The following is a 24,929-nucleotide window of genomic DNA, read 5'->3' as shown; positions in this document are numbered from 1 at the left end:
GATGTGAAGGCATTCTTCAGGACAAGGGCCCCGTCGATGGATGACCTCATCATGGCTGCGATCCGGCGGCGGCTGAAGACGAAACCCACTGATCTCGGCCAGCCTCCGCGCACGGGACTGATCCCCGCCAAGATCGGTGATATTGCCTCCGACGAACAGCATCTTCGTTTCAGGTTCCCGCCCCTCCTGAAACGAATGTACGCGGATATCGGCAACGGAGGTTTTGGTCCGGGATACGGGCTCATCGGACTGACGAACGGCGTTCCCGACGACACCGGCAAGACCGCTGTTGCGATTTACGATTTGTTTCGGAGCGATCCGGAGTTGGCTTGGCCGAATGGCCTGCTGCCGATCTGCCATTGGGGATGCGCCATCTATTCCTGCGTCGATTGTCTCGACCCGGATTTCGGGATGCGGATCTTCGATCCCAACGGTCATGATGGCGACGACTGGAGCGACGCGTTCTTCGAGGAGTCACTCAGTTTCGAAAACTGGATCAGCTCGTGGGCATCCGGCGTCAATCTCTGGGACGCCATGTACGGCGATGATGGCCACATCGCCCGGATCCTGTCCGCGCGTCGGAAGGAGCCTTGAGCCGAGCGCGACCAAATCGTCCCGTCATCCTGAGGTGCTCGCGCAGCGAGCCTCGAAGGATGCACGGCCCCGAGAGAGCCGGGCCGTCGCCCTTCGAGGGCCGCTACGCGGCCGCCTCAGGGTGACGGTGATGGAATTGGATGCACGGCTGCTTCCACATCGTCATTGCGAGCGAAGCGAAGCAATCCAGACTTTTACCGCGGAGGCAGTCTGGATTGCTTCGTCGCCAGCGCAAAATTGCTTCGCAATTTTGTCGCGGGCTCCTCGCAATGACGAGGGGATAGAGTGTTATCCAAACCGATACTTGTACCGATCCACCGACAGCGCACTGACGTCGATGTCCGGCTTCTTGCCGGACAGCATGTCGGCGAGCACGCGGCCCGAACCGCAGGACATGGTCCAGCCGAGCGTGCCGTGGCCGGTGTTGAGGTGCAGGTTGGCGAAGTGGGTCGGGCCGATCACGGGCGGGCCGTCCGGCGTCATCGGACGCAGGCCGCTCCAGAACGTCGCCTTGGAGAGATCGCCGCCGCGCGGGAACAGATCGGTCAGGGAATGATCGAGCGTGGCGCGGCGCGCGTCGTACAGCTTGCTGGAATAGCCCGAGATTTCGGCGGTGCCGCCGACGCGGATGCGATTGCCGAGACGGGTGATCGCGACCTTGTAGCTCTCGTCCATCACGGTCGATTCCGGCGCGCCGGAAGCGTCCTTGATCGGCACCGTGATCGAATAGCCCTTCACCGGATAGACCGGCAGCGAGATGCCGAGCGGCGCGACGAGCCGCGGCGACCAGCTGCCGAGCGCGAGCACGTAACTATCTGCCTGCAACAGGCCGGCACTGGTCGCGACACCGCTGACACGCGCGCCGTCGGTGACGATGCGATCGATACCGGTGTTGAACATGAAACGCACGCCGAGCGCCTGGGCGTGCTTGGCCAGCGCCTGCGTGAACATGTGGCAGTCGCCGGTCTCGTCCTGCGGCAGGCGAAGCCCGCCGGCGAACTTCTCCTTCACGCCGGCGAGCGCCGGCTCGACCGCGATGCAGCCCTCGCGGCTCAGCACCTCGAAGGGCACGCCATACTGCTTGAGTACGGAGATGTCTTCGCCGGTGCCATCGAGCTGGGACTGGTAGCGGAACAGCTGCAGCGTGCCCTGCGAACGCTCGTCATACTGGATGCCGATGTCGCGGCGCAGATCGCGCAAGGCATCGCGGCTGTATTCCGCGATCGGAATCATCCGGCTCTTGTTGACCGCATAGCGCTCGCTGGTGCAGTTGCGCAGCATCTTGAGCAGCCAGACCCACATCACGGGGTCGAGCTTCGGCCGGATCACCAGCGGGCCGTGCTTCATCAAGAGCCACTTGACCGCCTTCACCGGCACGCCGGGACCGGCCCAGGGCGAGGAATAGCCGGGCGACACCTCGCCGGCATTGGCGAAAGAGGTCTCCAGTGCCGGCTCGGCCTGACGGTCGACGACCGTCACGTCGTGGCCGGCACGTGCGAGGTAGTAGGCAGAGGTGACACCGATGACACCGCTGCCGAGGATCAGAACTTTCACGCTTGGTCAAACTCCCGCGGCATCACGCTCGCCTCTGCAAGGAAACAACTCGCAACGGCGAGAGCAATTATCAGGCCACCTTCTTGATGGCGTCGCCGAGGATCGAGACCATCTGGTCGATGTGGCTCTTCTCGACGATGAGCGGGGGCGACATCGCGAAGCTGTCGCCGCTCATGCGCAGATAGAGGCCGGTGTTGAAGCAGTCGACCATGACGTCATAGCCGCGCGCGCCGACGACGCCGTCGCGCGGCGCCAGCTCGACCGCGCCCATCAGGCCGCAATTGCGGATGTCGACGACGTTGGGCAGACCTTTGAGCGAATGCAGCGCATCGCGCCAGTATTCGGCAATCGACGCACCGCGCGTGAGCAGGCCTTCGTCCTTGTAGATGTCGAGCGTCGCGATGCCGGCGGCGCAGGCGGTCGGATGCGCCGAATAGGTGTAGCCGTGGAACAGCTCCATCTGATTCTCGGGGCCGACCATCATGCCGTCATGCACCTTGCGGCTCGCAAACACGGCGCCGCAGGGAATGGTGCCGTTGGTGATGCCCTTGGCCGTCGTCATCAGGTCAGGCGTGACGCCGAAGAAGTTGGCGGCGAACGGCGTGCCGAGGCGGCCGAAGCCGGTGATGACCTCATCGAAGATCAGCAGGATGCCGTGCTTGTCGCATATCTCGCGCAGGCGCTGCAGATAGCCCTTCGGCGGCGGCAGCACCGCGGTCGAGCCCGGGACCGGCTCGACGATGACGGCGGCGATGGTCTCGGCGCCGTGCAGGGCCACCAGACGCTCGAGATCGTCGGCGAGCTCGACGCCATGCTCGGGCTGGTCCTTGGCGAAGGCGTTACGGGTGAGATCGTGGGTGTGGCGGATGTGGTCGACGCCCGGCAGCAGGGTCGCAAACGCACGGCGATTGGCGACCATGCCGCCGACCGAGGTGCCGCCGAAGCCGACGCCGTGATAGCCGCGCTCGCGGCCGATCAGGCGGGTGCGGCTCGACTGGCCGTTGGCGCGATGATAGGCGAGCGCGATCTTCAGCGCGGTGTCGACCGACTCGGAGCCGGAGTTGGTAAAGAAGATGCGATCGAGGCCCTTCGGCGCGATCTCGGCGAGGCGCTCGGCAAAGTCGAAGGCCAGCGGATGGCCCATCTGGAACGTCGGCGCGAAGTCCAGTGTCATCAGCTGCCGCTCGACCGCGGCGGCGATCTGCTTGCGGCCGTGGCCGGCATTGACGCACCAGAGGCCGGCGGAGCCGTCGATCACCTTGCGGCCGTCGACGGTGGTGTAGTGCATGCCCTCGGCGGAGGAGAACAGGCGCGGCGCCTTCTTGAACTGCCGGTTGGCCGTGAACGGCATCCAGAACGAGTCGGTCTTGATAGTGTTCGGAATCTGATGAAGGGTCACGGCCGCGCTCCTTTGCTGACATGCTAGCAGAGCCACGGCTTGAAAAGCGCAACAAGTCCTTTTCTGGTGGCCTGCAAGCCATTGATTTCACTGGGGCGGCCGGTCCATATTTGCGCGATCCGCAACACCTGCAACACGGGACTTGGCCATGAGCGTCGACATCGGTGGACGGCTGCGATTCATCCGGGCGCGCCACAAGCTGTCGCAGCGTGAGCTGGCCAAACGCGCCGGCGTCACCAATTCGACGATCTCGCTGATCGAGTCCAACCAGATGAACCCGTCGGTCGGCGCGCTCAAGCGCATCCTCGACGGCATCCCGATGGGGCTCGCCGAGTTCTTTGCGCTGGAGCCGGAGTCCAGGCGCAAGATCTTCTACCGCGCGGAGGAACTGACGGAGGTCGGCAAGAAGCCGATCTCGTATCGGCAAGTCGGCGACAATCTGTTCGGCCGCAGCCTGCAGATTTTGAAGGAACGCTACGAGCCCGGCAGCGACACCGGACGCGTGCATCTCGTCCATGACGGTGAGGAAGGCGGCATCGTGATATCAGGCAAGCTCGAAGTCACCGTCGAGGACGAGCGCCGCATTCTCAATCCAGGCGATGCCTATTATTTCGAGAGCCGCCGCCCGCATCGCTTCCGCTGCGTCGGCGGCAAGGCGTGTGAAGTAATCTCGGCGTGCACGCCGCCGACGTTCTGACGCAGGATCGGCGCATCCGGTATCCTACGGAGCTACCGGTTTCTTACGGAGCTTGAGCCATCTCAATTTCCGCGGCCCGCACCGCTATATATCACGAACCGTAGCCGAGCAGCCTGGCGCCGAGGTGCTGAGGTTATGGCCCCGGACGTTTGAGCTTTTTTGGGCACTCCGGGGCCGCTCCGTAACAGGTCTCGCAGATGAAGATCACGCTCGCCAACGCAGAAGCCGCACTCGACGAAGTCCAGCGCGATGCCGACAAGCTCCGCTCGCAGGAGCTGCGCAAGGCCATCGCCGACTACATCGAGATGCAGCGCGAGGCGCTCAAGGCGGTCCGCAAGAAGCTGCATTAGCGAGACGCGGCGGAGCGAGAGGATCTCGCCCCGCATTCTGTCTCAACGCTGCGTCAGCAACTCCTCGATCCGGATCGGGAAGCGGCGGACGCGTACGCCGGTGGCGTGCCAGACGGCGTTGGCGACCGCACCGGCACTGCCGGTGATGCCGATCTCGCCGACGCCCTTGATGCCGAGCGCATTGACATGCGGATCGTGCTCCTCGACCGTGATGACGTCGAGCGGCGGCACGTCGGCATTCACGGGGATGTGGTACTCGCCGAGATTGGCATTCATGATCCGGCCGCTGCGGCGGTCGGTGATGGCTTCCTCGTGCAGCGCGAACGACATGCCCCAGATCATGCCGCCGAACAGCTGGCTCTTCACCAGGTGCGGATTGACGATCCGCCCGGCGGCGAAGGCGCCGACCATGCGGGTGACGCGGACCTGGCCGAGCTCGGGATCGACCTTCACCTCCGCGAACACCGCGCCATGGGCATGCATCGCATATTCCTGCATCGCCGCAGGGTTCGGCGCACCGGTGCCGCGCGCTTCGACCTCGGCGACGCCGGCACGCGCCAGGATCTCGGCATAGCTCTCGCTGCGGCTCTCGTCGTCACGACGGACCAGCCTGCCGTCCCGCGCGATCACCCCCGCATTGCCGGCGCCGAACAGCGGCGAGCGTTCGTCTTTCGTGGCGAGATCGGCGAGCTTTGCAATCACGGCCGCGCCGGCGCTGTGGATCGCCGCACCCGCGGTTGCCGTGTGCGCCGAGCCGCCGGCAATGCCGGCATCGGGCAGGTCGGATGTGCCGGCCTTGAACTCGACGCGGTCGATATCGAGGCCGACGGCATCGGCCGCGATCTGGGCGAGGGCCGTCCAGGCGCCCTGCCCCATGTCATGCGCGCCGATCTCCATGAGGCCAGAGCCATCGCGGCGGATCGCCGCGCGCGCTTCGGCCTGGAACATCAGCGCCGGGAAGGTCGCGGTGCCCATGCCCCAGCCAACCAGAAGACCGGCGTCATCGCGCATTTGCCGCGGCTGAAGCGGACGCTTTGCCCAGCCGAACCGCGCCGCGCCCTGCTCGTAGCAGGCACGCAGTGCCTTCGAGGAGAAGGGCCGTCCGGTCATCGGCTCGACCTCGGCGTAGTTCTTCAGGCGGAAGGCGAGCGGATCGATGCCGCAGGCCCAGGCCATCTCGTCGATCGCGCTCTCGAGCGCGATCGAGCCGGTCGCCTCCCCCGGGGCGCGCATGAACAGCGGCGTGCCGGTGTTGACGCGCACCGCATCGTGCGAGGTGCGGATTGCAGGCGCCGCATAGAGCGTGTGCGAGGCATCGGCGGCGGGCTCGTAGAAATCGTCGAACGTGCTCGACACCGTTCGCGCGTGATGATCGAGCGCGGTCAGGCGTCCCTCGCCGTCGGCGCCGATGCGTAAGCGCTGCCGCGTCGGTGCGCGGTGACCGACCGGGCCGTACATCTGCTCACGGCGCAGCACCAGCTTCACCGGCCTGCCGACGAGCTTTGCCGCCATGATGCCGAGCGTTGGTGGCCCGGCCATCAATCCCTTGGAGCCGAACCCGCCGCCGAGGAACGGACTGCGGATGTGGATCTTGTCGTGCGCGATGCCGAACAATTCGGCGATGCGCGCCAGCGACAGCATCAGGCCCTGTGTCGGCATGTCGATCTGCAGACGGTCGCCGTCCCAGGAGGCAACGATCGCATGCGGCTCCATCGCGTTGTGATATTGCGGCGGCGTCTCATAAGTCGCGTCGATCTGCTTTTCAGCCGTGGCGAGGCCAGCCTCGACATCGCCGCGGTGGCTTTCCGTGGGATTGCCGACACCGACGACCGGCGGCACGAAGCTTTCGCCGGCATCGAGCCCCACGAGCGCCGGCAACGTTTCGTAGCGCGGCGCCAGCAGCAGCGCGCCTTCCGTCGCCGCCTCCAGCGTCTCGGCAATCACGACGGCGATCGGCTGGTTGGCGTAGCGGACCTCATTGCTTTGCAACACCTCCATCCGAAACACGAACGGATTGGTCTTGATTTCAGGATCGATTGCGAGCTCAGGCTTGTGGTCCGGCGTCATGACGTCGACGACGCCGGGATGGCGCTTGGCTGCCGCGACATCGAGCGAGACCACGCGGCCGCGCGAAATGCTCGCGACCGCCATCACCGCAAACAGCATGCCGGGCGGATGATTGTCGGCGGCGTAGGTCGCCTGTCCCTTGACCTTGAGGACGCCGTCGCGGCGGGTCAGCGGCTGGCCGATGTTCGAGCCGTGCCGCAAATGAGCGGGCGCGCTGGTGAGATTGAGCTCAGGCATGGATGGCTCCGGACATGGAGGCAAAGGGAGAAGCCGGCAGCGCGGGGATACGCGCGGGCGTACCGGCAGCGGCAAGTAGCAGCGCGCGCACGACGATGCGGCGCGCCAGCTCGATCTTGAAGGCGTTGTCGCCGGACGCCTTTGCGTCGGTGAGCGCGCGCCAGGCCGCCTCCTGGAAGGCGTCGGCCGTCGGTGCGACACCCCTCAGAACGTCCTCCGCGGCACGGGCACGCCAGGGCTTTGCGGCGACGCCGCCGAGCGCAAGCCGCGCGTCGGCGATCCTGCCGTTCTCGATCCGCAATGCAGCCGCAGCCGAGACGACGGCAAAGGCATAGGACGTACGCTCGCGGACCTTGAGGTAACGCGCGTGCGCGGCAAAGCCGCGCGCTGCGGGCGGCAGCCGCACCGCGACAATGAGGTCGCCGGGCTCGAGCGCCGACTCACGCTCGGGCGTGTTGCCGGGCAGGCGATGCAGCTCGTCGAGCGCGATCTCGCGCCGTCCGTTCCTGCCTTCGATCTCGACGACGGCGTCGAGCGCGACGAGCGGCACGCAGAAATCGGACGGATGGGTGGCGATGCAGCTCTCGCTCCAGCCAAGCACGGCATGACCGCGGTTCTCGCCGTCGCGAGCGTCGCAGCCGGTGCCGGCCTTGCGCTTGTTGCAGCGGCTGGCGGTGTCGTAGAAATACGCACAGCGCGTCCGCTGCAGCAGATTGCCGCCGACGGTCGCGGCATTGCGCAGTTGCGCGGACGCGCCGGAGAGCAGCGCTTCGGCGACGGACGGATAGGATCTTGCGAAATTTGCGTCGTGCGCGAGATCGGCGTTGCTGACGAGGGTGCCGATGCGCAGCGATCCATCGGCGAGAGTCTCGATCTGATCGAGCCCGTCGAGATGCGTGACATCGACGAGGCGATCCGGCCGGCTGACGCCGCCCTTCATCAGATCGAGCAAATTGGTGCCGGCGGCGAGATAGACCGCGCCCGGCTGGGCGGCGGCGGCAACGGCTTCAGTGACCGTGGCGGGCCTGACATAATCGAACGGTTTCATGCGGAGCGCCTCTGGTTGGTTTCGTCCATGCCGGCCTGCGCTTCCCTTACGGCATCGACGATGCCGGCATAGGCGCCACAGCGGCACAGATTGCCGCTCATGCATTCGCGGATGCGTTCGGGATCGTTGCCGGCCTGCGCCTCTTGCATCATGCCGATCGCGCTCATGATCTGGCCGGGGGTGCAGAAGCCGCATTGAAAGCCGTCGTGGGCGATGAAAGCGGCCTGGACCGGGTGAAGCTGGTCGCCCCGCGCGATGCCTTCGATCGTGAGGATGTCGGCACCGTCATGGCTGATGGCGAGCGCGAGGCACGAGTTGATGCGCTTGCCGTCGACGAGGATGGTGCAGGCGCCGCACTGGCCGCGGTCGCATCCCTTCTTGGTTCCGGTCAGATGGAGGCGCTCACGCAGGAGATCGAGCAGCGTGACGCGCGGATCGTCGAGGACGAAGTCGCGCCGCGCACCGTTCACGGTGAGGCTGATGGAGTGGTTCATACAAGGCTCCGATCAGATATGGACATGGCTCATCGGGCAGCGCGCCACCGCCGTGGCCGCCGTCGATTTCGAGTTGACCGGGCGGAGCCGGGCCAACATCTCGGCGAAGATACGGAGGCACCCTCCGCTTAACAAGGGCCGCGGAAAAATATTTGGAATTCGTCAAAGCCCGTGCGCATACAACGCGATGCAGCCAGCCAAGGGTTCAACAAGGGTTCAATCTAACCAATTCGTGATCTACATTGCCTGACATGGACGACCACACCGACCAGACCCGAAAACCCCGCGCCGATGCCGTACGCAATCGCGAGCGCGTGCTCGAAGCGGCCAAGGCCGTGTTCAGCGCTGGCGGCCCTGAGGCGAGCCTGGAAGCCGTGGCCAAACGCGCCGGCGTCGGCATCGGCACGCTCTACCGGCATTTCCCGACGCGCGAAGATCTGTTCGAGGCGGTGTACCGGCGCGAGGTCGAGCAGCTCAGCGAGCTCGCCGAGCAATTGAAGACTACGAAGGATCCGATCGACGCGCTCAGGCGCTGGCTGCGCTCAGGTGTCGAATTCGTTGCCACCAAGAAGGGCATGGTGGCAGCCCTGGCACTCGCAGTGCAGAGCGGGTCCGAGCTGCATGCCTTCTCCTTCGAGCGACTGACCACGGCGATCGGCTCGCTGCTCCATCGTGCCGTCGCGGCCGGCGAGATGCGCGCCGACATCAGTCCCGAGGACTTGCTGCGCGCGTTCTTCGGCATGTGCTACATGCACGACCAGCCCGGCTGGCAGTCCTCGGTGCTGCGGATGCTCGACGTGTTCGTCGACGGTCTGCGGGTGCAGATGGCCGCCAAGGCCAAGCCGCGCCCCACGGCGAGGTCAGCGAAACCGGCGGTGAAACGCAAGCGATAGCGAGCCCGTATTTCCCATTGGGCGTGCTAGGATCAGCACCGCCGGGATTTCAACGCGGAGCCTGTCATGCGCATTGCCGCCTTGCTGGTCGCTCTTACTGTTGCCCTTGGTATTGCGCTTGGCCCTGTCGCAGCACGCGCTGGCGATGTCTCGGCGGCACAGGGCGTCATTCAAGCCCAGGAGCGGGCCTTTGCCCGCGACGATGCGGCCGCGGCCTATTCCCACGCCGCGCCGGCGATCAAGGAGATTTTCCCCGCCCCCGACATCTTCATGTCCATGGTGCAGAACGGCTACGCGCCGGTCTATCGTCACAAGAGTTTCGAATTTGGCGAGAGCAAGAGCGAAGGCAGTTGGATCGCACAGCGCGTCCATATCATTGATGCCAATGGCGAAGCCTGGGAGGCGCTCTACACGCTCGAGCAGCAGCCGGACGGCAGCTACAAGATCACCGGCTGCTCGCTCCTGAAGGCGGGGCAGGCAGTCTAAGTCGCAAAGCCCGGTCCGGTCTTCACCAAGCCCATCCGCGAGCGGATCAGCAGCAGCACGACGATGCCGATATTGAGCGCGTTCCAGGCGACGCCGTTGGCGAAGGCCGCGCCGTAGGAGCCGGTAGCATCGAAGATCACGCCCGACACCCAGCCGCCGAACGACATGCCGAACACGGAAGCAAAGATCACGATGCCAACGCGGGTTGCCGCTTCGCTGGCCGGCATCGCCTCGCGCACGATGATGGCGTAGCTCGGCACGATGCCGCCCTGGAACAGGCCGAACATCGCGGAGATCAGATACAGCGAGGTCAGGCTGTCGAAGAACAGATAGAACACCAGCGCAAAGCCCTGCGCCAGCGATCCGACCAGCAGCGTACGGATGCCGCCGATCTTGTCGGCGAGATAGCCCGAGCCGATGCGACTGACGATGCCGCAGCCCATCATCAGCGACAGCATCTCGGCGCCGCGCGCGACGCCATAGCCGAGGTCGCCGCAATAGGCGACGATGTGGACCTGCGGCATGGCCATGGCGACGCAGCAGGAGATGCTGGCGATCGAGAGCAGCACCGTCAGCGTGTTGGTCGACAGCCTGAGATCGACCCGCGGCGGCGGTGCCTTGGCGTGGTCGTGGACCGCGTCGTCGCCCATCTGCGCGCGCAGGACCAGCACCAGGATCGTCATCAGGCTCACGCAGACGAGGCCGATGCCGATATGGGTGTGGCGCCAGCCGATCGACTGCATGCCCCAGTTGACGATCGGGGGCCACATCGTCCCGGCGAAATAATTACCACTGGCGACGATGGTCACGGCGAGCCCGCGATAACGCTCGAACCAGTGCGAGGCCTCCGCCATCAGCGGCGCGAAGGTCGCGGATGTTCCGAGCCCGATCAGGAAATACGCAGCGATGAACTGCCAGAGCTGCGTCGAAAGTCCCGCCAGCGTGTTGGCGACGCCGAGGAAGGCGATGCTGATCGCCATCGCAGGCACGATGCCGAACCGGTCCGTGATCTTGCCGGCGATGACGCCGCCGAGCCCGAAGCCGAACATCATGAGGGTGAAGGCCAGCGACACCGCGCCGCGCGTAGCCGCGAATTCGGCCTGCACCGCCGGAATCATCACGACGATCGCCCACATGCCGACGCCGCCGATCGAACCGATCACCAGCGCAGTGACGAGTCGCATCCAGGCCTGACGGGAATCAGGGCTGAATGAGTCTGGTCTTTGTTCGGGATGATTTGGCGCGTGCACGGGCCGGACCATGGCCCGCGGATCGCCACACGGTCAAGCAACGTGGCGATATATTGGGCATGCGCGGTGCACTGCGGTAAGAAGGAGCTTGGCGAACGCGCGATTTGCCATTAGTTTGCAATCAGCGTGTGCAACCTTGCCGCGCGAGGAGCCTATTGGCGGAATGTTGTTGCGATTGACGCGATCGATGCGGATCAGGGTGGGGCGGATCATCGCCCTCGCCTATCTGTTCTGCGTGCTCGCGCCGGCAGCAAGCCTTGCCTTGGGCAATGGCCCTGCGCCGTGCCTTGACGACGCACTCCTCGCCGGTCCCGTGCCGGCGCATCACCAGATGGCGAGCCATCAGCATGGCGATGCCTCGCACGAACATGCGGGAACTCACGCGCATCACAAGACCGCCGCGAAAGACACACCCGCTCCACATCATCATGGCGGCAAGGGAACCGTTGGTCCGTGCTGCGCGATGATGTGCGTGAGCGCGCTGCCGGCCGATCTGCCCAGCGTCGCCACGCCGGTCCAGCCGACGTCGACCTGCGCGCCCGAGATCGTGGTCAGCCTGCACAGCGCGGCGCCGCCCCAGCACTACCGCCCCCCCATCGCCTGATCTGACGCAACGACGTCGGTCCGAGCGCGCTTTTGCGCGCGCGAACCTGTGGTTTCCAGATCAGGGATGAATCATGCTTGCGCTTTCCGGGGCGAAGTCCGCCGCCGCATCTGCGGTGGGTGGACGACACTTTCGATTCAATTGGCTGCTGCCGGCCTTTGCCGCGCTGGCGCTGTCCGGCTGCATGCCGGCAACGACACAAGTTGCCAGCGCCGACCCCGCCGATCCCGCGGCGAAGGTAGCACGCGTCGGCTATCGCTCGACCATCGCGCCCTACAGCAGCCTGCGGCCGGCGACACCGGCGCCGTGGCGGGACCGCAACGACGCCGTCACGCCGCAGCCGAAGCAAGACCGGTAGGAACGCGCCATGGCACATCATTTTGCGCGCAGCCTGCTCGTGCTCGCTGCGTTCGGACTCTCCGGCTGCGTGGCGTTCTCGCCGGACGGCGGCATGACGACGGTCTCGGAGCTCACCAGCCAGACCATCAACAAGGACGTTGCCTTCGTGCGAACGGCCGAAGGTGCCGAGACCGTCACCGCGACCGTCCGCCGGTTGCTGGCGCGCACGCTGACCATCGAACCGGCCGTGCAGATCGCTCTGCTCAACAACAAGGGGCTGCAAGCCGCTTACAACGAGCTGGCGCTGGCCGAAACCGAGCTGGTCGAGCAGAGCCTGCCGCCCAATCCCGTGTTCTCGATCTCGCGGATTTCGGGCAATGGCGCGAGCGAGATCGAGCGCCAGGTTGTCGGCGACATCCTCGCCCTCGCAACACTGCCGTTCCGCTCCGAGATCGCGCGCGACCGCTTCCGTCAGGCGCAATTGCGCGCGGCGCTGGCGACGCTGCGGCTCGCTGCCGACGTGCGCCGCGCCTATGTCCGCACTGTTGCCGCCAACGAGATGGTGGCGCTGCTGACCGACGCGAAGGCGACGGCGGAATCGACCGCCCAGCTTGCGGTCAAGCTCGGCGAGACCGGCTCGCTCAACAAGCTCGACCAGGCCCGCGAGCAGGTGTTTTATGCCGAGACCACCGCCGATCTCGCGACGGCGCGGCAGACGGCGACGAGCGCGCGCGAAAGACTGGCGCGGCTGATGGGGCTGTGGAACGACGGCCTCGACTTCCGTCTGCCCAACCAGTTGCCGCCGCTGCCGCGCCGTCCGCAGGCCTTGCCCTCGATCGAGGCCGATGCGGTGGCCCACCGCATCGACCTGCAGATCGCGCGGCTCGAGCTGACGGCGCTGGCAAAATCGCTGAACCTCACCGAGGCGACGCGTTTCGTGACGCTGCTCGATCTCGCCGGCATCTCCCGTCGCACCCAGGATCCGGAAGGGCCGCCGTTCCGCGAACGCGGCTTCGACGTGCAGTTCCAGATCCCGATCTTCGATGGCGGCGAGGTGCGGGTGCGGCAGGCGGCCGAGACCTACAATCTCGCTTTCAACCGCCTGACCGAGCGGGCCGTGAATGTCCGCTCCGAGGCGCGCGATGCTTATCGTGTCTATCGCTCGACCTACGACATCGCCGGCCACTACCAGCGCGAGATCGTGCCCCTGCGCAAGATCATCACCGAGGAGATGCAGCTGCGCTTCTCCAGCATGCAGGTCGACATCTTCGCGCTTCTGACCGAGGCACGGCAGCGCCTGGCGTCACTGCGCGGCGCGATCGACGCCAAGCAAAGTTTCTTCCTCGCCCAGTCCGACCTGCAGACCGCCGTCAATGGCGGCGGCGCGCCTGCTGGCGGCGGCGAGACTTCAACCACCATCGCCGCGGCAGCGCCAGCCGACGGCGGCCACTGAGATGGAGGCCAAGATGTTTTCCCGCCGAGGATTTTTGGGCACCGCCGCGCTTGCCAGCGCGTCGGCCATCAGCGGCCGCGTCCAGGCCGCATCGATTCCGGAAGCGCCCACCATGGACAAGGTGGTGATGCAGCCTCCGCTGCATCCGATCAGCGGCCCCGACTATCGCCCCGTGGTGACGCTGAACGGCTGGTCGCTGCCGTTCCGCATGAACGGCGACTGGAAGGAATTCCATCTCGTCGCCGAACCCGTGGTGCGCGAGTTCGCCGAAGGCATGAAGGTGAATCTGTGGGGCTATAACGGCCAGTCGCCGGGCCCGACCATCGAGGCAGTCGAGGGCGACAAGGTCCGCATCTTCGTCACCAACAGACTGCCCGAATACACCACCGTGCACTGGCACGGCATGATCATCCCCAGCGGCATGGACGGGGTCGGCGGATTGAACCAGCCGCACATCGATCCGGGCAAGACCTTCGTCTACGAGTTCGAGATGAAGAAGAGCGGGACCTTCATGTACCACCCGCATTCCGACGAGATGGTGCAGATGGCGATGGGCATGATGGGCATGGTCGTCGTGCACCCGCGCGATCAAAGCTTCCGCCCCGTCGACCGCGACTACGTCTTCGTAATGAGCACCTATCGCGTCGACCCCGGCACCTATCTGCCGCAGGTCAACGAGATGACCGACTTCAACATGTGGACCTGGAATTCGCGGGTGTTTCCGGGGATCGATCCCCTGCCGGTGCGGCTCGGCGACAAGGTGCGCGTGCGCATCGGCAATCTCAGCATGACCAACCATCCGATCCATCTGCACGGCCACAGCTTTGCGGTGACCTGCACCGACGGCGGCTGGATCCCGGAGAGCGCGCAATATCCGGAGACGACGACCGACGTTCCGGTCGGCGCGGTCAGGGTGTTCGACGTGCTCGCCGACAATCCCGGCGACTGGGCGTTCCACTGCCACAAATCGCACCACACCATGAATGCGATGGGGCACGAGGTGCGCAACCTCATCGGCGTGTCGCGCAAGGATCTCGCCAAGGCCGTCGGCAAGCTCGCACCTGACGGCATGGCGATGGGCTCGACCGGCATGGCCATGGGCAACATGGAAATGCCCGCGCCCGACAACACGCTGCCGATGATGACCGGCACCGGTCAATTCGGTCCGATCGAGATGGGCGGCATGTTCACGGTGATGAAGATCCGCGAGGACCTCGCGCGCGACGATTACCGCGATCCCGGTCCGTACAAATTCCCGCAAGGCACCGTCGCCTACGAGGTCACGGCGCCGGCCGCGGAGCCGGCGCGGCAAAAACCAGGCAGTCCGCCGATGAAGAACATGAAGATGTGAGCGTTTCGATGAACCACCAACTGGAGACTACAATGAAAAAGACCGTCACATTCGTCCTCGCGCTGGCAGCGCTCTCGATCTCGTCCGCCGGCGCGCACGAAAATCACGGCCAGGCGTCCTTTTCAGCGGGCGAGCCCGGCGATCCCAAGAAGCCGGCGCGCACCATCGAGGTCTCGCTAAGCGAGATGTCGTACGAGCCGTCGAAGATCAATGTGAAGCGCGGCGAGCAGATCCGCTTCGTGCTGCGCAACGTCGGCAAGGAGGACCACGAGTTCCTGCTGGCGACCACCAAGGAGAACCTCGCGCATGCCGAGGTGATGAAGAAGCATCCGCACATGGAGCACGACGAGCCGAACGGGGTGCGGCTTGCGCCGAGCAAGACGGCCGAGATCGTCTGGAAATTCACCAAGGCCGGCACATTCGAATTCTCCTGCCTGATCCCCGACCATCGCGAGTACGGCATGGTCGGCCACGTCACCGTGAAATGAGCCAAAGGAGAGAGCCATGAACAAGATCATCCGCATCGCTGCAGCGCTCGCGCTGAGCGCAGGCCTGGCCTTCGGCGCGGTCGCGGCGCAGAGCGCTTCGATCAGCGGCGAGATCAAGAAGATCGACGAGGGCGCGGGCAAGATCACGCTCAAGCACGGCCCGGCCAAGAGCCTCGGCATGGAGGAGCCCATGACCATGGTCTACCGCGTCAAGGACCCCGCCATGCTCAAGCAGGTGAAGGTCGGCGACAAGGTGACCTTCGAGGCCGAGGAAGCGACCTCGGGGTACACGGTGACGAAGATGGAGAAGGCGAAGTAGGGGGCGGCCCCTCTCAACCGTCATTCCGGGGCGGTCCGCAGGACCGAACCCGGAATCTCGAGGTTCCGGGTTCGGCTCTGCGAGCCGCCCCGGAACGACGTCCGGATAGTCCCCGAAACACCCCGGTCTGCCCCCTGCCATCCCCTCCGTTAACCCTTTGCTAACCATACACCCGGCAAGAATTGCCCAGTGAAGTCGAGTGTCGTCAGCCGCGTAGAACGGGAGCTCCCGTGGACGCCAGTGCGGTGCCTCACTTTCGGAACGGCGGCCCATCGGCCGCCGCGCAGACGTTTGGGGCGCGCGGCCGGCAGTCGCGCGGGGAGGCAGCTACCATGGTCGACGTCACCGCGGGACAGGGCGTAGGCGCAGCAAAGCCCGGCATCCCCTCCCTCAACGAGATCGTCAATATTCTCAAGCGCGGCGACATCGCGCTGGCGCTCGGCATTCTCACCATCCTGGTGGTGCTGATCCTTCCCCTGCCCGCGATCGTGCTGGACCTGTTCCTGGCGATCTCGATCACGCTCTCGATCCTGATCCTGATGACCTCGCTGTTCATCCAGGCGCCATTGGAATTCTCGGCCTTCCCGACCATCCTGCTGATCTCGACCATGCTGCGCCTGTCGCTCAACATGGCCTCGACCCGCCTGATCCTGTCGCACGGCCACGAGGGCACGGACGCCGCCGGTCACGTCATCGAGGCCTTCGGCAGCTTCGTGATGGGCGGCAATTTCGTCATCGGCATCATCGTCTTCGCCATCCTGATCATCGTCAATTTCGTCGTCATCACCAAGGGTTCGGGCCGCATCGCCGAAGTCGCCGCGCGCTTCCACCTCGACGCCATGCCCGGCAAGCAGATGGCGATCGACGCCGACCTCTCCGCCGGCCTGATCGACGAGAAGGTCGCCAAGCAGCGGCGCAAGGAGCTGGAGGACGAGAGCGGCTTCTTCGGCGCCATGGACGGTGCCTCCAAATTCGTCCGCGGCGACGCCATCGCCGGCCTTTTGATCGTCTTCATCAACGTCGTCGGCGGCATGATCATCGGCGTGGCGCAGCAGGGCATGTCTTTCGCCGACGCCGGACGCAGCTACACGCTGCTGACGGTGGGTGACGGCCTCGTCACCCAGGTGCCGGCGCTGATCGTCTCGACCGCCGCGGGCCTGCTCGTCTCCAAGGCCGGCGTCTCCGGCGCCGCCGACAAGGCGCTGATGAAGCAGTTCTCCGGCTATCCGCAGGCGCTGGCGATGTCCTCGGCGGTGATGCTGGTGCTGGCGGCGCTGCCGGGCATTCCGACCATTCCCTTCCTGGCGCTCGGTGCCGGCGCCGGCGCGCTGGCCTGGCACGCCCGCAACCACAAGCGCACCGCCGCGAAGGCCGAGGAAGCCGCCACCGCCGCGCCTGCCGCCGGTGCACCGGGTGCGCCCGGCGCGGCCGCGGCGGAAGAGCCGATCTCGGCTGCGCTGAAGATCGACGACCTCAAGATCGAGCTCGGCTATGCCCTGCTGCCGCTGGTCAACGGGCCAGACGGCACCGACCGCCTCACCGAGCAGATCAAGGCGCTGCGCCGCTCGCTCGCGATCGAGATGGGTTTTGTGATGCCGGCGGTGCGCATCCTCGACAACGTCCAGCTCGAAGCCAACACCTACATCATCAAGATCAAGGAGGTCGACGCCGGCACCGGCAAGATCTGGCCGAACCAGTTCATGGTCATGGACCCCGGCGGCAGCCAGGTTCAGGTGCCCGGCATCCACACCACCGAGCCGACCTTCGGCCTGCCCGCAACCTGGGTCGATGCCAGCCTCAAGGAAGAGGCCTCGCTCAAGGGCTACACCGTCGTCGACGCCGCGACCGTGCTCTCGACGCATCTTACCGAGCTGCTCAAGGCCAACATGTCGGACCTGCTCTCCTATGGCGAGGTGCAGAAGCTGCTCAAGGAGCTGCCGAAGGAGCAGAGCGAGCTGGTCAAGGACATCGTCCCCGGCCAGGTCACGGTCTCCGGCATCCAGCGCGTGCTCCAACTGCTGCTCGCCGAGCGCATCTCGATCCGCGACCTCTCGACCATCCTCGAGGGCATTGCGGACTCGCTCGCCTTCTCGCGCAATCCCTCCACCATGGTCGAGCACGTCCGTGCTCGCCTTGCCCGGCAGATCTGCGCGCAAAACACCTCATACAACGGCTATCTGCCGCTGATCGCGCTGTCGGCGCGCTGGGAGCAGGCCTTCGCCGAATCCATCATCGGTCAGGGCGAGGAGCGCAGCCTCGCGATGCAACCCTCGAAGCTCTCGGAGTTCATGACCGCCGTGCGCGAGGCCTTCGAGCGCGCCGCCCGCGAAGGCGAGGCACCGGTGCTGGTCACCTCTGCGGCAATTCGTCCCTTCGTGCGCTCTCTCGTTGAGCGGTTCCGCGCCCAGACCACCGTGCTGTCGCAGGCTGAAATCCACCCCAGGGCGAGGTTGAAAACGGTCGGAAGCATCTGATTTGCCTTAAGAAGCCGTGTGTTTTTCGGCCACAGGCAAATGGTTTTTGAGTTCCTGGCGCCTTGTGGACCAAAGCCCCAAAAGGCTCCCGGAAGGCACATTACAGCTTTGAAATAATTATAAAAAAGAGCGATCAAGAGCCGTTTTTGATCGCGATCTTTCACGTCCTGTCACGCTCTTGTGATCGCCTCTTGGGAACGAATCCGCCCAATACTACGTTGTTGGGCACCGGAAGCATGAACCTGCCTCAAACGGCCGGCGACTACTTCGGGTAGGTGGCGGCAGGAGGCTTCCATGAACCACTCGATCTACAGCGCCGATCGCGCGACCCATTTGAAGATTGTGGTCGTCGCCCTCGTCGCAGGGATCGCGGTGGCGGGCTTCGGCATCACGGCACGCTCGGGTTCGGATGAAGGTCTGACCCAGACGGCCCGCGTCATCAAGGCCGGCAAGCCGGTCGTTATCACCAGCTCGAACGCGTCCCTCGTTCGATAAGGAGATCTGACAAGTTTTGTGAATTCACGCGGCTCTTTACCAGCCCCCCAAAGTCGCCACGTGGATATGTAGACGACCCCAACCCCAAGTCGACTACGGAAAGCGCCCGCCCCCCACGGGCGCTTTCTCACGTCTGGGGTAACTCGCGTGATTGCGAATTCGCGCCTCAACCTCGTCATTGCGAGGAGCTCTTGCGACGAAGCAATCCAGGCTGCCTCCGTAGAAGCAGCCTGGATTGCTTCGCGACGCTCGCAATGACGGTGTTTGGGGTACGGGCGCGGCTTCTCAATTCGCAACTTCATCGCAGACACATCTTCGCCTCCTCGCGGCTCATCTCGCCCGAGCTTTGCCTGGCCGCTTCACCCTCAAATGAAAGAGGGCGCAGGGAAGACCGGGTGCCGGCTGGCACCCGCGGTCCACTGTGCGAGGTTGCAGTCAGAAGATTTGCACAGCGGCATACAGGTGAAGCCTGAACATCCGGCCTTCCCTGCGCAGTGGTTTGACCGCTTATGTCGTGATCTCCCCGGGGAGCGATGCACTATTGCCCCCGTCGCCTTGCGGATGATCGATGCGAGAGCCCGGTTGGGCCGCGCATCACCACAAGACTTGGCGCACAAACCCCGGGCGCCAGGACCACACGATTTTGCCGTACGCCGATCACACCGGTCGTGTGCGCGACGTTTTTGCTCACGGTCGCCCGCCCTGCAAAACCCTTCGCGCCGATGTGACCCACGTCCACCGCCGCCCGGCCCACGTTCGTGACGATCGCGATACGCCCCTCTTCCTCGGGCCGGGTTGCGGCGACACATACGTCATTTCCGAATTTCGGTAAAGTGGAATATTTTTGCCGGCGGATATTGCCCCACGCCTCGTGTGTTTTGCCCGTCAGGCAACGCAAGGGATTGTGGATTGCCGGGCGTGCCTTGACAACGAATGGCTTTGCCCGGTCCCGGGCCCGAAATGGTTCGCACTGCGCCATCGATCGTCGAGAATTCGACATGGACTATCAAACGCATATGGCTCGCCGGATTAGTAGTGATAAGTAGCTTCTCAATTGTATTTTTGGTCGATGGTTGAGCAACGGGTGGTGCGTTTTGTCCGACAGGCAACGCAAGGCTGGCAGGCGACGCTGCCTCGCGCCAAAAACCAGAAGGAGCGGCTGACGCCGCTCCTCGAAGCATGACGAGTCGAGTTCAGGGGGTTTGTGGAGCTGGACCGGGTACCCTGGGTACCAAGCCACCACCCCCTCCAGTGACCTCGTCCAACTGTTCGTCCTTGAGGGCCCCATTCTCTATCTTGTCGACGGGCTCGCGGCTTTTGTTCGCCGGCTTCGAGTCAACGCTCTCGTGCTCGCTGGTCATCGTGCAATTCTCCAGGTGAATAAACTAACGGACCAAATGTCGTCCTTCCGAATACAAGAATACTTTCGCTTTTTTTCCGGAACATGTCGAGCACCGACGAAAACAGCTTCGTGGCATCGCTTGGCTTGGTGGATGCCCCGTCCGTCTCAGCGGCGCCCTCCATAAGTCGGCGGCGGCGCCTGCACGGTCGGTGCGGCCGCCGCGAACAGCTCTTCCTTGCTGCCCGTCAGCGGCGGATAGATGCGCTTGCAGTTGATGGCCTGCTTGGTCGCCTTCGCGGCCGCGCCGGTGGTGCGGACCTCGCGATCCCACCCTTCCGTGTAGAGCGCGCCCCAGCCGCCGAGATCGAGCACGGTGACGTACCAGTCGATCCGCAGCGGCAGCATCGGCTCACCGACGAGATCGGCGACCACATTGTGGCCGGCGAAGCGGCCCATGGGCCGGGCGAACTGGCAGGACATTACGGTCGGATGCAGCCCGTCGACGACGCTGGAGGCGACGTCGCCGGCCGCGAACACGCCAGGCAGATCCGCAACGCGCAAGAAGGGATCGACCAGCAGGCGCCCGAGGCGATCGCGCGCGCCCGGAAAGTTTTCGGCCAGCCGGCTCGCACGCATGCCCGCGCACCAGATCACCGTCTGCGCCGCAACGAACTCGTTCGAGCTCAGACGAATGCCGGCGGCCTCGATCGAGACGACGCGCACGCCGAGCCGCGTCTCGATATCGAGTGACGACAAGGCCGTTTCGATGACGGGACGCGCATGCACCCCGATGGTGGCGCCGACCGCCGGGTTGGGATCGACCAGGATGATGCGGCGGCTGCCGATGATGCCGGCACGCGCCAGCCTGTCAGGCATTTCGGCCGCGACCTCGATGCCGGTGAAGCCGGCGCCGACCACCACGACGGTGGATCGCCCCGGCGACGGTGCGCTGCGCCCGAGCGAAATCAGATGATCCTCGAGGCGAAGCGCCGCGGCATAGGCATCGACATCGAAGGCATGGTCGGCAAGGCCCGGAATGTCGGGACGCATGACTTCGCTGCCGAGCGCCAGCACGAGGCGGTCATAGCTCAGCGTCTCCTCCCCGCCGCTGGTGACGAGCGATATCGTACGATGCGCCGGATCGATGGACTCGACCTCGCCGAGGCCATGCGTGACGCCGATCGGATCGAGCAATTGCGCGAGCGGAAGCGCGACCTCGCTGAGGTCGGTCTCGTAATTGCGCACGCGGATGTTGTGATAGGGGTTGCGGTCGATGAGGCGGATCTCGATGTCACGGCCGCCTGCGCCGATCTCGTCGCGCTTACGCGCGGCGCCGATGGCCGCCCACAGACCCGCAAACCCGGCGCCGAGCACGACGATACGCGCCATGTCCGCCTACTCGCACTTTCCAAAGAGAATCCTGCGGCCTGCCCGCGCGGCTAGATATAGCCCATTCGTCGGGATCGACCAACTGCGGCGGCGCTGGGCCGCTGCACAAAAACCTTGGCCTCACGCCTCGCGCAGTTCCGACGGCGTCGCGCCAAAGCGCTTGCGGAAGGCGCGGTTGAAATAGGACAGGTCGGAGAAGCCCGAGGAATGCGCGATGTCGCTGATCTTGCGCGCCCTCGCGCGGGGATCACTGAGCTGCTTTCGCGCCAGCAAGAGGCGCTGCTCCAGCACGAATTCGGTGAAGGTGGTGCCGGCCTGCTCGAACAGGCGCTGCGCCTGGCGCGGGCTGAGCCCCGAGCGTGTCGCGACTTCGGCGAGGCAGAGATCGTTGCGGCCGAGCGCGGCCATCACGTCGGCCTGCATCAGGTCGAGGCGGGCCGCCGCGTGCCCGCGGCCGCGCGCGAGGCTTGCATGCTCGGCATCGGTGCCGAGCAGGAGACCGACGAGATCGACCATGTGCTGCGCGGTCAGGCGCTGGCCGACGGCGTCGAGATGCGGCGCGTGATTGGCGGCGAGCGCATGGTAGCGGAAGATGGTCTCGGCGACCGCGCCGTCGGAGAGCACTTGCGACAGCTTCTCCTCGGCGCGCGGATTGATGTCGAGCAGCGCGCGGCGCGGCATGCGGATGCTGGTGAAACGATCCTCAATGGTGTGGCCGACGGTACCGGTGATGCCCATGTCGACGAGCACCATCTGCGCTGGCGCAAGCTCGACGGTGTGGCCGTTCTGCCCGACGCGGACGAGGCCCGCATGCGCCGCGATCAGCACGAGATCGTCGCTGCCGTCGGCAAGGTGGCTCTGGCTGCGCGAATATTGCGCGGAGGCGCCTTCGGGGATGGCGAGCACGATATTGTCGACCACGCTGACCTGGAGCCGGCAATCGATGCTGTCGCCATGGCTCGGTCCGATGTCGAGGCCGCAGGCCCCGACGGCCCTGTCGCGCCAATGTTCGAAGGCCGGACCAATCGGCAGGCCCACATATTGGTGAATGAAGATGCCCGGCGTTTTCGCTGCATCCATCTGATGTCTCGCCCCTCTTCGGCACAATGATCGGCCGCGCCGACTGCAAATTCCGGGGATTTGACGCGGCGAATTGCGGGGAGGTTCAAACCGGGACGGGATTTGGCCGGGCTTGTCGAAATGCGACGTCGGGATGGACGGGGGCGACAATTGGGGGCGCGCTCTCGTAGCCCGGATGGAGCGCAGCGAAATCCGGGACGGTCTTTCCGCGTCGCGAGGCCCCGGATTTCGCTTCCGCTCCATCCGGGCTACGACGGGCTCGCCCGGACCGTCGATTAAGCCACTACTTCTTCGCAGGCACCTGCGGCTGGGCCGGCGGCACGGTCTCGATCAGCTTGCCGGAAAACACCGGCGCGGAGGTCGGCTGGCCGCTGGGCGAGCCGCCGGCCTGCTCGACGGTGACGGCATAGGTCGCGCCGTTGACGAGATCGGCATCGTAGCCGGCGAGCAGCGGACGCGCGGTGAACTCGCCTTGGCCGATCACGCCGAGCGAGCGCGGACGCGGCAGCTTGTCGGAGATCAGCCAGAGCTCGAAACTCTTGCCGGGCTCCGGTGTGGCGCCGACCTTGCGCACGGTGAAATTCCGCGTCGCGCCGTCGATGGTGAGGATGAAGGCCGGGCCGCCGCCCTGGCCCTGCAGCAGCGCGACATATTGCGCGGACGCGGCGAGCGGTGCCGGTGCCTTGACCTCGACGGTCTGGATGCGCGGTGCGGGGCGCAACGCGCCGGGCAGCGCGTCGGGCTGGAAGATCTGGAGCGACAGCGTCACCAGCAGCGCGGCCGCGAGCGCACTGAGGACGGATGCGATGCTGCGCCAGCGCTTCACGCGGCCTTCGAGCCGGATCACATTGCTGTTGTCCGCGATCGGCGCCCGCGGCTCATGCACCACGCCCGGATCCGGCGCATGGACCTGCGGCATGAAGATCGGCGTGACATCGGACAGCGTATCGGAAGCCGGCCGCGCCGCTTCCGGCGGCTCCGCTGCGGCAGGCTGCGGCTCGGCCGGCGGCGCGCTGTCCAAAGACGGCGGCAACACAGCGTCAAACGGGGAAGGTTCCGGCGCAGGCGCGGGAGGCGGCGTGGCTTCAGCCTGCGCGGGCTGCTCCTGTGCAAAGCCCGTCCGCGCGAGCTCGGCCCTGATGTTCTCCCACACGATCGGACGCGGCTCGATCGTGCCGACCATCTGGTTGAGGACGCCGAGCCGATAGGACCAGGCCTGCACGATTTCGGCGAACGCCTTGTCCACCGCCATCATGGTCTGGACCTGCGCGCGCTCGTCGGCGTCGAGGGTGCCGAGCGCATATTCCGCGGCGAGCGCGATATGGTCCTCCGTGTAGGCCATCAATTGCAGTCCAGAACCTTCCTCGTCGTCCGAGCCATCACAATCCGAGGCACTCCCGGATATCCAGCATGCTGCGCCGCAGCCACGTCTTCACCGTGTTGACGGGCGCGACAAATTTCTCCGCCAATTGCTCGCGGCTCCAGCCGTTGTAATAGGCGAGCAGCACGAGCTTCTGGCGGTCCGGCTCGAGCCGGCCGATGCATTCCAGGAGCCGCTTCAGCTCCTCGGTCATCTCCCGGCGCGCCAGCGGATCGGGACTGTCGGCCGCAACCTCCATCGCCTGAGGCTCTTCCTCGATGGAGGCTTCCGACTTCTTGCGCACGATGTCGATCGCACGGTTGCGCGCGATCGACGCCATCCACGTGATCGGCGACGAGAGCGCCGGATTGAACTGGCCGGCACTGTTCCAGATCTTGACGTAGGCCTCCTGAATGACCTCCTCTGCGAGATCCTGCCGACGCAAGATACGGAGCACGACGCCATAGAGTTTCGCGCGCGTAGCGACGTAGAGGCGCTCGAACGCGGCCTGATCGCCCCTGGCGACCGCCTCGATCAGCCCGACCAGCTCTGCTGGCGTCAGCATTCAGCCCCCCAACACGTGGGCCGTCGCGTTCCGCGCAGGCCCCGGCACTTCGCTACCATAGCGCGCGGCAAAGCCGACCACCAAGGGGCGTGGCGCCGCGCTGTGGACAGCCCATACGAAAACCCGGACCTTGCGGGTCCGGGTTTCCTAAATTCTCGACGGTTCGGGCGACTACCGCGTCAGGCAACCGCGCCGATGCGGGCGCGCATCAGGCCGATGCTGTCGAGGTCGGCCTGCTCGCGGGCGTTCTCCTCGGCGCGTTCGCGGGCCTGGTCGCGCTCGTCGAGGAGCTCGACCTTCTTCAGCTCCTCGAAGGCCTCGGCCAAAGCGGCCTTGGCCTCGTCGAGCTGGCCCTTGAGCTCGTCGGCCGAGCGGGTCAGGTTCTCGCGGCGCTGGATCGCGGCTTTGGCGTAGGTCGGATAGGCGAAGTGCGAGGGATCGTTGATCCCGGCACGGTCCTGCTCGGTCTGGATCTCGCGTTCGAGATCGACCGACATCCGCTGGAAATCGGCGATCATGGTCTCGATCTGGGTGACCCGGCGGCGCTTCTCGTCGACCTGAAACTTCTTCAGGCGGATGAGGGTATCACGTGACTTCATCG

At 65.5% G+C, this 24,929-nt stretch carries 24 protein-coding genes; 13 read left to right on the top strand and 11 right to left on the bottom strand.

Translation table 11 applies throughout. The annotated features are described in order from the left end of the window. Positions 1–36 precede the first annotated feature (36 nt). Entirely contained in the window at positions 37–594 is a 558-nt protein-coding gene (locus QA649_RS09265; RefSeq protein WP_283023906.1) for an SMI1/KNR4 family protein, read from the top strand. A 288-nt stretch (positions 595–882) separates the two neighbouring features. On the opposite strand, the gene QA649_RS09260 is transcribed toward QA649_RS09265, so the two are convergent. Together QA649_RS09260 and QA649_RS09255 are read right to left on the bottom strand one after the other, a co-directional pair. Further along, positions 883–2,148 (bottom strand): D-amino acid dehydrogenase, encoded by a 1,266-nt coding sequence (locus QA649_RS09260; protein ID WP_283023905.1) that lies wholly within the window; start codon positions 2,146–2,148, stop codon positions 883–885. A 70-nt stretch (positions 2,149–2,218) separates the two neighbouring features. Then, positions 2,219–3,547 carry an aspartate aminotransferase family protein gene (locus QA649_RS09255; RefSeq protein WP_283023904.1) on the bottom strand — a complete coding sequence of 443 codons (1,329 nt, stop codon included), beginning with the start codon at positions 3,545–3,547 and terminating at the stop codon, positions 2,219–2,221. A gap of 148 nt (positions 3,548–3,695) precedes the next feature. On the opposite strand from QA649_RS09255, the gene QA649_RS09250 reads away from it, so the two are divergent. Beyond that, positions 3,696–4,244: a cupin domain-containing protein gene (locus QA649_RS09250; RefSeq protein ID WP_092217613.1), complete on the top strand. Its 549-nt coding sequence runs from the start codon at positions 3,696–3,698 to the stop codon at positions 4,242–4,244. Between the two features lie 197 nt (positions 4,245–4,441). Further along, a complete protein-coding gene (locus tag QA649_RS09245) occupies positions 4,442–4,594 on the top strand; it encodes a hypothetical protein (protein WP_167526364.1) in 153 nt (50 codons plus the stop codon). A gap of 42 nt (positions 4,595–4,636) precedes the next feature. Here QA649_RS09245 and QA649_RS09240 read toward each other — a convergent pair whose 3' ends face one another. Genes QA649_RS09240 through QA649_RS09230 form a run of 3 tightly spaced genes read right to left on the bottom strand, consistent with a single transcriptional unit; the run spans position 4,637 to position 8,440 of the window. Further along, positions 4,637–6,898: a xanthine dehydrogenase family protein molybdopterin-binding subunit gene (locus QA649_RS09240; RefSeq protein ID WP_283023903.1), complete on the bottom strand. Its 2,262-nt coding sequence runs from the start codon at positions 6,896–6,898 to the stop codon at positions 4,637–4,639. Then, complete coding sequence (locus QA649_RS09235; RefSeq protein ID WP_283023902.1) at positions 6,891–7,946, bottom strand: xanthine dehydrogenase family protein subunit M; 1,056 nt, start codon at positions 7,944–7,946, stop codon at positions 6,891–6,893. The genes QA649_RS09240 and QA649_RS09235 overlap by 8 nt, the downstream gene beginning before the upstream one ends. Beyond that, the gene (locus QA649_RS09230) at positions 7,943–8,440 is read right to left on the bottom strand and encodes a 2Fe-2S iron-sulfur cluster-binding protein (protein ID WP_283023901.1); all 498 of its coding nucleotides are present in this window, start codon (positions 8,438–8,440) and stop codon (positions 7,943–7,945) included. The genes QA649_RS09235 and QA649_RS09230 overlap by 4 nt, the downstream gene beginning before the upstream one ends. Positions 8,441–8,691: 251 nt before the next feature. Between QA649_RS09230 and QA649_RS09225 the strand changes: the two genes are divergently transcribed. Together QA649_RS09225 and QA649_RS09220 are read left to right on the top strand one after the other, a co-directional pair. Continuing rightward, a complete protein-coding gene (locus QA649_RS09225) occupies positions 8,692–9,333 on the top strand; it encodes a TetR/AcrR family transcriptional regulator (protein WP_283025993.1) in 642 nt (213 codons plus the stop codon). Between the two features lie 66 nt (positions 9,334–9,399). Next, entirely contained in the window at positions 9,400–9,819 is a 420-nt protein-coding gene (locus tag QA649_RS09220) for a DUF4864 domain-containing protein (protein WP_283023900.1), read from the top strand. Here QA649_RS09220 and QA649_RS09215 read toward each other — a convergent pair. Beyond that, positions 9,816–11,081 carry an MFS transporter gene (locus tag QA649_RS09215; RefSeq protein ID WP_283023899.1) on the bottom strand — a complete coding sequence of 422 codons (1,266 nt, stop codon included), beginning with the start codon at positions 11,079–11,081 and terminating at the stop codon, positions 9,816–9,818. The two genes, QA649_RS09220 and QA649_RS09215, sit on opposite strands and share 4 nt — an antisense overlap. A 175-nt stretch (positions 11,082–11,256) precedes the next feature. Between QA649_RS09215 and QA649_RS09210 the strand changes: the two genes are divergently transcribed. The 8 genes from QA649_RS09210 to QA649_RS09175 all read left to right on the top strand — a co-directional run bounded on the left by QA649_RS09210 (position 11,257) and on the right by QA649_RS09175 (position 18,592). Further along, complete coding sequence (locus QA649_RS09210) at positions 11,257–11,673, top strand: hypothetical protein (protein ID WP_283023898.1); 417 nt, start codon at positions 11,257–11,259, stop codon at positions 11,671–11,673. A gap of 73 nt (positions 11,674–11,746) precedes the next feature. Further along, positions 11,747–12,031 carry a hypothetical protein gene (locus QA649_RS09205; RefSeq protein WP_283023897.1) on the top strand — a complete coding sequence of 95 codons (285 nt, stop codon included), beginning with the start codon at positions 11,747–11,749 and terminating at the stop codon, positions 12,029–12,031. 9 nt (positions 12,032–12,040) lie between these two features. Continuing rightward, complete coding sequence (locus tag QA649_RS09200) at positions 12,041–13,465, top strand: TolC family protein (protein WP_283023896.1); 1,425 nt, start codon at positions 12,041–12,043, stop codon at positions 13,463–13,465. A 13-nt stretch (positions 13,466–13,478) separates the two neighbouring features. Then, a complete protein-coding gene (locus tag QA649_RS09195) occupies positions 13,479–14,816 on the top strand; it encodes a copper oxidase (RefSeq protein WP_283023895.1) in 1,338 nt (445 codons plus the stop codon). 32 nt (positions 14,817–14,848) lie between these two features. Beyond that, positions 14,849–15,304: a cupredoxin family protein gene (locus tag QA649_RS09190; RefSeq protein ID WP_283023894.1), complete on the top strand. Its 456-nt coding sequence runs from the start codon at positions 14,849–14,851 to the stop codon at positions 15,302–15,304. 16 nt (positions 15,305–15,320) lie between these two features. After that, entirely contained in the window at positions 15,321–15,623 is a 303-nt protein-coding gene (locus tag QA649_RS09185) for a copper-binding protein (RefSeq protein ID WP_283023893.1), read from the top strand. A gap of 332 nt (positions 15,624–15,955) precedes the next feature. Then, entirely contained in the window at positions 15,956–18,097 is a 2,142-nt protein-coding gene (gene flhA / locus QA649_RS09180) for a flagellar biosynthesis protein FlhA (protein WP_283023892.1), read from the top strand. Positions 18,098–18,391: 294 nt separating this feature from the next. Continuing rightward, positions 18,392–18,592 carry a hypothetical protein gene (locus QA649_RS09175; RefSeq protein ID WP_018646220.1) on the top strand — a complete coding sequence of 67 codons (201 nt, stop codon included), beginning with the start codon at positions 18,392–18,394 and terminating at the stop codon, positions 18,590–18,592. A 1,507-nt stretch (positions 18,593–20,099) separates the two neighbouring features. On the opposite strand, the gene QA649_RS09170 is transcribed toward QA649_RS09175, so the two are convergent. From QA649_RS09170 to fliJ, 5 genes are all read right to left on the bottom strand, one after another. Then, a complete protein-coding gene (locus QA649_RS09170; RefSeq protein ID WP_283023891.1) occupies positions 20,100–21,323 on the bottom strand; it encodes an NAD(P)/FAD-dependent oxidoreductase in 1,224 nt (407 codons plus the stop codon). A 120-nt stretch (positions 21,324–21,443) separates the two neighbouring features. Continuing rightward, positions 21,444–22,403: an AraC family transcriptional regulator gene (locus QA649_RS09165; protein WP_283023890.1), complete on the bottom strand. Its 960-nt coding sequence runs from the start codon at positions 22,401–22,403 to the stop codon at positions 21,444–21,446. A gap of 283 nt (positions 22,404–22,686) precedes the next feature. Then, positions 22,687–23,745, bottom strand: a complete 1,059-nt coding sequence (locus QA649_RS09160; RefSeq protein ID WP_283023889.1) for an anti-sigma factor — start codon at positions 23,743–23,745, stop codon at positions 22,687–22,689. A gap of 37 nt (positions 23,746–23,782) precedes the next feature. Next, positions 23,783–24,328, bottom strand: coding sequence for a sigma-70 family RNA polymerase sigma factor (locus QA649_RS09155; RefSeq protein ID WP_283023888.1), 546 nt, complete (start codon positions 24,326–24,328; stop codon positions 23,783–23,785). 179 nt (positions 24,329–24,507) lie between these two features. Then, on the bottom strand, positions 24,508–24,927 hold the full coding sequence (gene fliJ / locus QA649_RS09150) for a flagellar export protein FliJ (protein WP_008562039.1): 420 nt from the start codon (positions 24,925–24,927) through the stop codon (positions 24,508–24,510). Between the last annotated feature and the right edge of the window lie 2 nt (positions 24,928–24,929).

This window comes from Bradyrhizobium sp. CB1717, assembly GCF_029714325.1.
Taxonomy (GTDB): Bacteria; Pseudomonadota; Alphaproteobacteria; order Rhizobiales; family Xanthobacteraceae; genus Bradyrhizobium.
The sequence above is the reverse complement of the archived record's forward strand: the minus strand, read 5'-3'. Positions and strand labels throughout refer to the sequence as shown.

Excerpts from the sequence above, each read along its gene's own strand:
- QA649_RS09170 (WP_283023891.1), bottom strand. The coding sequence starts at position 21,323 with ATGGCGCGTATCGTCGTGCTCGGCGCCGGGTTTGCGGGTCTGTGGGCG.
- QA649_RS09235 (WP_283023902.1), bottom strand. The coding sequence starts at position 7,946 with ATGAAACCGTTCGATTATGTCAGGCCCGCCACGGTCACTGAAGCCGTT.
- QA649_RS09175 (WP_018646220.1), top strand. The coding sequence starts at position 18,392 with ATGAACCACTCGATCTACAGCGCCGATCGCGCGACCCATTTGAAGATT.
- QA649_RS09190 (WP_283023894.1), top strand. The coding sequence starts at position 14,849 with ATGAAAAAGACCGTCACATTCGTCCTCGCGCTGGCAGCGCTCTCGATC.
- QA649_RS09205 (WP_283023897.1), top strand. The coding sequence starts at position 11,747 with ATGCTTGCGCTTTCCGGGGCGAAGTCCGCCGCCGCATCTGCGGTGGGT.
- QA649_RS09155 (WP_283023888.1), bottom strand. The coding sequence starts at position 24,328 with ATGCTGACGCCAGCAGAGCTGGTCGGGCTGATCGAGGCGGTCGCCAGG.
- QA649_RS09240 (WP_283023903.1), bottom strand. The coding sequence starts at position 6,898 with ATGCCTGAGCTCAATCTCACCAGCGCGCCCGCTCATTTGCGGCACGGC.
- QA649_RS09195 (WP_283023895.1), top strand. The coding sequence starts at position 13,479 with ATGTTTTCCCGCCGAGGATTTTTGGGCACCGCCGCGCTTGCCAGCGCG.
- QA649_RS09230 (WP_283023901.1), bottom strand. The coding sequence starts at position 8,440 with ATGAACCACTCCATCAGCCTCACCGTGAACGGTGCGCGGCGCGACTTC.
- QA649_RS09210 (WP_283023898.1), top strand. The coding sequence starts at position 11,257 with ATGCGGATCAGGGTGGGGCGGATCATCGCCCTCGCCTATCTGTTCTGC.
- QA649_RS09185 (WP_283023893.1), top strand. The coding sequence starts at position 15,321 with ATGAACAAGATCATCCGCATCGCTGCAGCGCTCGCGCTGAGCGCAGGC.
- flhA (WP_283023892.1), top strand. The coding sequence starts at position 15,956 with ATGGTCGACGTCACCGCGGGACAGGGCGTAGGCGCAGCAAAGCCCGGC.
- QA649_RS09250 (WP_092217613.1), top strand. The coding sequence starts at position 3,696 with ATGAGCGTCGACATCGGTGGACGGCTGCGATTCATCCGGGCGCGCCAC.
- QA649_RS09245 (WP_167526364.1), top strand. The coding sequence starts at position 4,442 with ATGAAGATCACGCTCGCCAACGCAGAAGCCGCACTCGACGAAGTCCAG.
- QA649_RS09165 (WP_283023890.1), bottom strand. The coding sequence starts at position 22,403 with ATGGATGCAGCGAAAACGCCGGGCATCTTCATTCACCAATATGTGGGC.
- QA649_RS09160 (WP_283023889.1), bottom strand. The coding sequence starts at position 23,745 with ATGGCCTACACGGAGGACCATATCGCGCTCGCCGCGGAATATGCGCTC.
- QA649_RS09225 (WP_283025993.1), top strand. The coding sequence starts at position 8,692 with ATGGACGACCACACCGACCAGACCCGAAAACCCCGCGCCGATGCCGTA.
- QA649_RS09215 (WP_283023899.1), bottom strand. The coding sequence starts at position 11,081 with ATGGTCCGGCCCGTGCACGCGCCAAATCATCCCGAACAAAGACCAGAC.
- QA649_RS09265 (WP_283023906.1), top strand. The coding sequence starts at position 37 with ATGGATGACCTCATCATGGCTGCGATCCGGCGGCGGCTGAAGACGAAA.
- fliJ (WP_008562039.1), bottom strand. The coding sequence starts at position 24,927 with ATGAAGTCACGTGATACCCTCATCCGCCTGAAGAAGTTTCAGGTCGAC.
- QA649_RS09220 (WP_283023900.1), top strand. The coding sequence starts at position 9,400 with ATGCGCATTGCCGCCTTGCTGGTCGCTCTTACTGTTGCCCTTGGTATT.
- QA649_RS09200 (WP_283023896.1), top strand. The coding sequence starts at position 12,041 with ATGGCACATCATTTTGCGCGCAGCCTGCTCGTGCTCGCTGCGTTCGGA.